The sequence below is a fragment of the Mesorhizobium sp. M2A.F.Ca.ET.039.01.1.1 genome, from assembly GCF_003998035.1.
Classification (GTDB): Bacteria; Pseudomonadota; Alphaproteobacteria; order Rhizobiales; family Rhizobiaceae; genus Mesorhizobium.
In genome coordinates, this window is record NZ_RZRY01000454.1 from 1 (window position 1) to 5281 (window position 5281).

General features: G+C 64.3%; 5 protein-coding genes. 1 reads left to right on the forward strand and 4 read right to left on the reverse strand.

All coding sequences use genetic code 11. From position 1 onward, the window contains the following. Nucleotides 1-222: UTRA domain-containing protein (locus tag EOA24_RS26580; protein ID WP_127410237.1), on the forward strand; the 222-nt coding region annotated here is incomplete at its 5' end. Nucleotides 223-514: 292 nt separating this feature from the next. Here EOA24_RS26580 and EOA24_RS26585 read toward each other — a convergent pair. The 4 genes from EOA24_RS26585 to EOA24_RS26600 all read right to left on the reverse strand — a co-directional run bounded on the left by EOA24_RS26585 (nucleotide 515) and on the right by EOA24_RS26600 (nucleotide 5266). Beyond that, nucleotides 515-1531 (reverse strand): zinc-binding alcohol dehydrogenase family protein, encoded by a 1017-nt coding sequence (locus tag EOA24_RS26585; protein WP_126081150.1) that lies wholly within the window; start codon nucleotides 1529-1531, stop codon nucleotides 515-517. A 66-nt stretch (nucleotides 1532-1597) separates the two neighbouring features. Then, the gene (locus EOA24_RS26590) at nucleotides 1598-2563 is read right to left on the reverse strand and encodes an ABC transporter permease (RefSeq protein WP_126081151.1); all 966 of its coding nucleotides are present in this window, start codon (nucleotides 2561-2563) and stop codon (nucleotides 1598-1600) included. Next, nucleotides 2560-4113: a sugar ABC transporter ATP-binding protein gene (locus EOA24_RS26595; RefSeq protein ID WP_126081152.1), complete on the reverse strand. Its 1554-nt coding sequence runs from the start codon at nucleotides 4111-4113 to the stop codon at nucleotides 2560-2562. The genes EOA24_RS26590 and EOA24_RS26595 overlap by 4 nt, the downstream gene beginning before the upstream one ends. A gap of 157 nt (nucleotides 4114-4270) precedes the next feature. Next, on the reverse strand, nucleotides 4271-5266 hold the full coding sequence (locus tag EOA24_RS26600; RefSeq protein ID WP_127410238.1) for an ABC transporter substrate-binding protein: 996 nt from the start codon (nucleotides 5264-5266) through the stop codon (nucleotides 4271-4273). Nucleotides 5267-5281: the final 15 nt, after the last annotated feature.

Consider the following 5281-nt stretch of genomic DNA (forward strand, 5'->3'; position numbering starts at 1 on the left):
TCGCTGAAGCGCTTCGGCGTCAATGATTATCTGCGGCACTCGACGGTGCTGTCGGCACGCCATGCCGACGCCGACGACCTCGCAGCGCTCGATCTGCAGCCGGGCGCCATCGTGCTGGTCACCGTCGCCGTCAACGTCACGCTCGACGGTGAGCCGATCCAGTTCGCGGAGTCGAGGTTCCCGGCGGAGCGGGTGGAGTTGAGGTTGTCGGCCGGCGATTAGCCCACCGTAGTCATTCCGGGGGGACAACCCAGAAGTCGTCATCCACGGGCGGAGCGACGCGAAGCGGAGCGCAGACCCGAGGATCCATTCCGTTACCTCGACCGTGGAATGCGACAGAGCAGAATTCTGGATCGTCGCAGAGCTTCGAAGTCACGGAATGGATCCTCGGGTCTGCGCGCGTCGCTTCGCTCCTTGCTCCGCCCGCGGATGACGAAGGGGTAGGCGCTTCGGCCAATCACCAAGGCTGCGATTGCCAGATATCCAGGGCCGGAAATCTCTATGCCGGCGTCTCTCACCCCACCTCGATAACCGCCTTGATCAGCCCCGATTTCTCATGCGTCCATCGCGCCAGATCGCGCGGCGTTGCGGCGAGCGTGGTGCGATGGGTGACGAGCTTGCCCAACGGCACGGCGCCGTTGCGGATCGATGCGGCGACATGCTCGAAGTCGGCCTTCAGCGCGTTGCGGCTGCCGACCAGCGTCATCTCGCGCTTGTGGAATTCGGGGTCGGAGAAGGTGATGTCGTCCTTGACGACGCTGACCAGCACCAGCGTGCCGCCATGCGCGACATGGGCGAAGGCCGACTGCACCGATGCTGTGTTGCCGGTCGCGTCGAAGACGAGGTCGAACCCTTCGCCGCCGGTCGCCTGCCGCACTAGGTCGGCAGCCGATGCCTTCGAGGTGTCGAGCGGGGCAAAGCCGAGTTCCTTTTCGGCGAAGCCGAGGCGCTCGCTACTCATGTCCAACAGGCTGATATCCAGGCCGGCGATGCGGGCGAATATCGCCGTGCCGAGCCCGATAGGGCCGGCGCCGATGACCAGTGTACGCTGGCCGGGCTGCCCGAGCGATCGGCGCACCGCGTGCGCGCCGATCGCCAGGAATTCCACCGCCGCGGCATCGGCCAGCGACAGGCCGTTCGTCGGATAAAGGTTCTGCGCCGGCACCAGGATCTCGTCGCACATCGCGCCGTCCCGATGGACGCCCAGCACCTCGATCTTCACGCAGCAATTCGGCTTGCCATGCCGGCAGGCGATGCATTTGCCGCATGAAAGATAGGGGTTGATGATGACCGGTTCGCCGACGGCAAGATCGATGCCTTCTCCCTTTTCGACGATGGTGCCGGAAACCTCATGGCCCATGATGCGCGGATAAGCGAGGAAGGGATGCTTGCCTTCGAAGATGTGATAGTCGGTGCCGCAGATGCCGACATGGCTGACGGCGACGCGCGCCCAGCCGGGTGGTGGCGCGCCTGGCGCTGCGCGGTCTTCGAGGACAAGGTCGCCGGGCGAGCGGCAAACGACGGCTTTCATTGAACAGATCCAAAAAGGGCGCCGGCCTCGGTCCGGCCGGGCCGGCGCGTTAGTTTCTGGGAGGAGTCACTTGCCGCGACGGCGCAAGCCGTCGAAGTAGACGATGACGATGATCAGTGCTCCGGTGATGACGCGTTGCCAGAAGGTGTTGACGTTGAGCAGGTTGGCGCCGTTGTTGATCGTCGAAAGGATGAAAGAGCCGATCAGCGGCCCGTGCACGGAGCCGATCGCGCCGAAGAGCGAGGTGCCGCCGATCACCGACGAAGCAATGGCCTGCAGTTCGTAGGTGTCGCCCTGCGTCGGATTGCCGATGCCGATGCGCGAGGCGAGCAGCACGCCGACGAAGGCGGCGAGCAGACCGGAGAGGATATAGGCCATGAAGATGGTGCGCGGCACGTTGACGCCAGACAGGCGCGCGGCTTCGGCGTTGGAGCCGACCGAGAACAGATAGCGGCCCCAGCGCGTGTGGTGCAGGAAGATGTAGGACGGGATGGCGACCAGGATCACCATCCAGAACAGATAGGGGATGCCGAACAGCGAGCCGCGGGAGAAGGCCTGGAACGGATCGCTGTTGATCGAGATCGAGTTGCCGTTGGTCATCAGGAGGCCGATGCCGCGCAGCGAGGTCATGGTGGCCAGGGTGATGATGAAGGGCGGCAGGCCCATCTTGACGATGCCGAAGCCGTGGAAGAGGCCGATGGCGACGCCGACCAGCAAGGTGATCAGCACCGCCGCCCAGATCGGCCAGCCGGCATTGATCAGAAGCGCCACCACAACGGTGGTGAAACCGACCACCGCGCCGACCGACAGGTCGATGCCGCCGGTGATGATGACGAAGGTCTGGCCGACGGCGAGGATGGCGATCAGCGAGCCCTGGCGCAGAAGATTGGTGATGTTGAGCGCCGTGGCGAAGGAGGGCGTGGCGACGGCCAGCACGATCCACATCAGCAGCAGCAGGCCAAGCAGGGTCAGGCCGAAGAGCGCGTTGAAATTGCGCTTGGATTTTTCGGCGGGGATCGCCTCGGTGCTCATTTTTGTCCTCCCGTCTTTTCTTGTTTCTCGGCCAGCGCCTGACCCAGAATGTCCTCGTGGCTCGCGGTGCGGAACCCATGCGTGGCGACCAGCTTGCCGCGCCGGAACACGTGGAGCGTGTCGGCAAGCTCGTAGACTTCCGGCAGATAGGACGAGATCAGGATGATGCCGGCCCCCTTCGACAGCAGCGTCGAGAACAGGCGGTAGATCTCGGCCTTGGTGCCGACATCGACGCCCACCGTTGGCTCGTCGAAGATGAACAGCTTGGCGCCATGCGCCAGCCATTTGCCGATGACGATCTTCTGCTGGTTGCCGCCCGAGAGGCTGGAGGCGAGCGCGCTGCGTGTCGGCGTCTTGATGCGCAGGTCCGCGATCTGGCGATCGGCTTCGGCCTTCTCCTTGGCGCCCGAGATGAGCGCGTTGCTGGAAATGCGCTTGTAGATCGGCAGGTTGAGGTTCATGCCGACCGACAGGTTGAGGCACAGGCCCTGGTCGCGGCGGCTTTCGGGGGCCAGCGCCATGCCGAGCCTTATGGCGTCGTGCTCGGAATTGACCTGGACCTCCTTGCCCTGCCACAGGATCTGGCCGGCCGATTTCCTGTGACGGCCGTAAAGCGTGGTGACGAACTCGCTGCGGCCTGCGCCGATCAGACCATAGAGGCCAACGATCTCGCCGGCGCGGACGGTCACCGAGACATTCTCGAAACCTTTGCCGGAAAGGTTCTTCGTCTCGACGATCGTGGCGCCGGGCGTGAAATGTTCCTTGTGGTAGATCTGCTCGATCGAGCGGTTGATCATCAGCTTGACCAGCTCGGCCTCGTCGGTCTCGGCGATGTTGCGGGTGCCGACCAACGTGCCGTCGCGCAGCACCGAAACGCGATCGGCAAGCTCGAACACTTCCTCCATGCGGTGGCTGATGTAGATGATGGTGACACCTTCGCCCTTCAGCCTTCGGATCAGCTTGAAGAGCTGGTCGGCCTCCTTGCGGGTGAGATAGGCGGTCGGTTCGTCGAAGATCAGGAATTTCGTGCCGCGCACCGTGGCGCGAGCGGCGGCGATCAGCTGCTGCTGGCCGATGGTGAGATCGCCGAGCACGACATGCGCCGGCAGGTCGAAGCCCAATCCGTCGATGATCTTCTGCGCTTCCTTGACCATGGCGCGCTGCTGCAGGAGGCCGAAGCGGGACTCCTCCTCGCCGAGGAACATGTTGGCGGCGACCGTGAGATGGCGGCAAAGCACCACCTCCTGGTGGACGGCGTTGATGCCCAGCGCCATCGCCTCATGCGGCGTGGCCAAGGCCACTGGCTTGCCTTCCCAGATCACCTCGCCGGAGGTGCGCGGCATGACGCCGGTGAGCAGCTTGATGAGCGTCGACTTGCCGGCGCCGTTCTCGCCGACGATGGCGTGGATCTCGCCGGCCTTGAAGGCGAGATGCACCGCCTTCAGCGCATGCGTGCCAGGGTAGCGCTTTTCCAGCCCGTTGAGCTCGAGGATCGTCCTGCCCGGGGCCAGCGTGGGGGCGGGGTGCAGTTCCTGCGCCGTCGACGTCATGACAATCCTCCCACATTGGTCTCAACCATTGGGTATGCAGCGATGCGTCTGACGCGCATCTTGGAGTCAAAACCTAGATCAGGCCCGCGGATTTCCAAATCGCCTGACGGATGTTTCCGGGGCGCGAGGCCCCGGAAACGAGTGCGACGATGCTTGCTCAGTTGAGCTTCGGGTTGAGCAGCGCGTCGATCTTCGGGTCCTTCATGTTGTCCTTGGTGACGAGGTTGGCGCCTGTGTCGACATTGGCCTCCACCTTCTCGCCCTTCGAGGCAGCCAGAGCGGTCTTGACGCCGTCATAGCCCATCCGGTACGGGTCCTGGACGACGAGGCCGGAGATGACGCCGTCATTGAGGAACTTGATCAGCTTCTCGTCGCTGTCGAAGCCGATCAGCGCCACCTTGCCGCCGAGATTGTTCTCGGCGATGGCCTGGCCGACGCCCTGCGCCATGATCAAGTTCGAGGCGAAGATGCCCTTGAGGTCCGGATTGGCGGTGATCAGGTCGGTGGCGATGTTGAGGCCGGTGGTGGCCTGGCCGTCGGCGTATTTGTCGGCGACGAGCTCGAGGCCCGGATATTTGGCCTTGATCTGTTCGATGAAGCCCTGCTTGCGCTGCTCAAGCGAGCCGGCGCCGGGAAGGGCCGTGATCAGCGCGACCTTGCCTTCCACCTTGCCGCCATTGGCGGCGCCGATCGCGGCGGCGAGACCGTCAGCAGCAACGCGGCCGCCCTGGACGTTGTCGGTGGTGAGGAAGGAGGTGAAGGCCTTGGAGTCGGCGCCGGAGTCGATGCCGATGACCTTGACCTTGGAAGCCGCCTCATCGATCGGCTTGCCAAGCGCCTTGAACTCGGTCGGCGAGATGACGACGGCGGCGGGGTTGCTGGCGACGGCGTTTTCGAGGATCGAGATCTGGCCGTTGACGTCGGTCTCGGCCTGGGCACCGAGCTCCGGCACGTTGATGCCGAGGTCCTTGCCTGCCTTGCGGGCGCCGGCCAGCACGATCTGCCAGTAGAAGGAGGTGGTGTCCTTGACGATGATCGGAATGGTCACGTCGGCCGCCGAGGCGGGCGCCGAATGCATCGCGCCGGCAAGCATCGACGCTGCGGCCAGGGCCACGAAAGCACGGCGGTTGAGAAGGCTGGGCACGAATTTTATTAGGGTCCTCCCTAA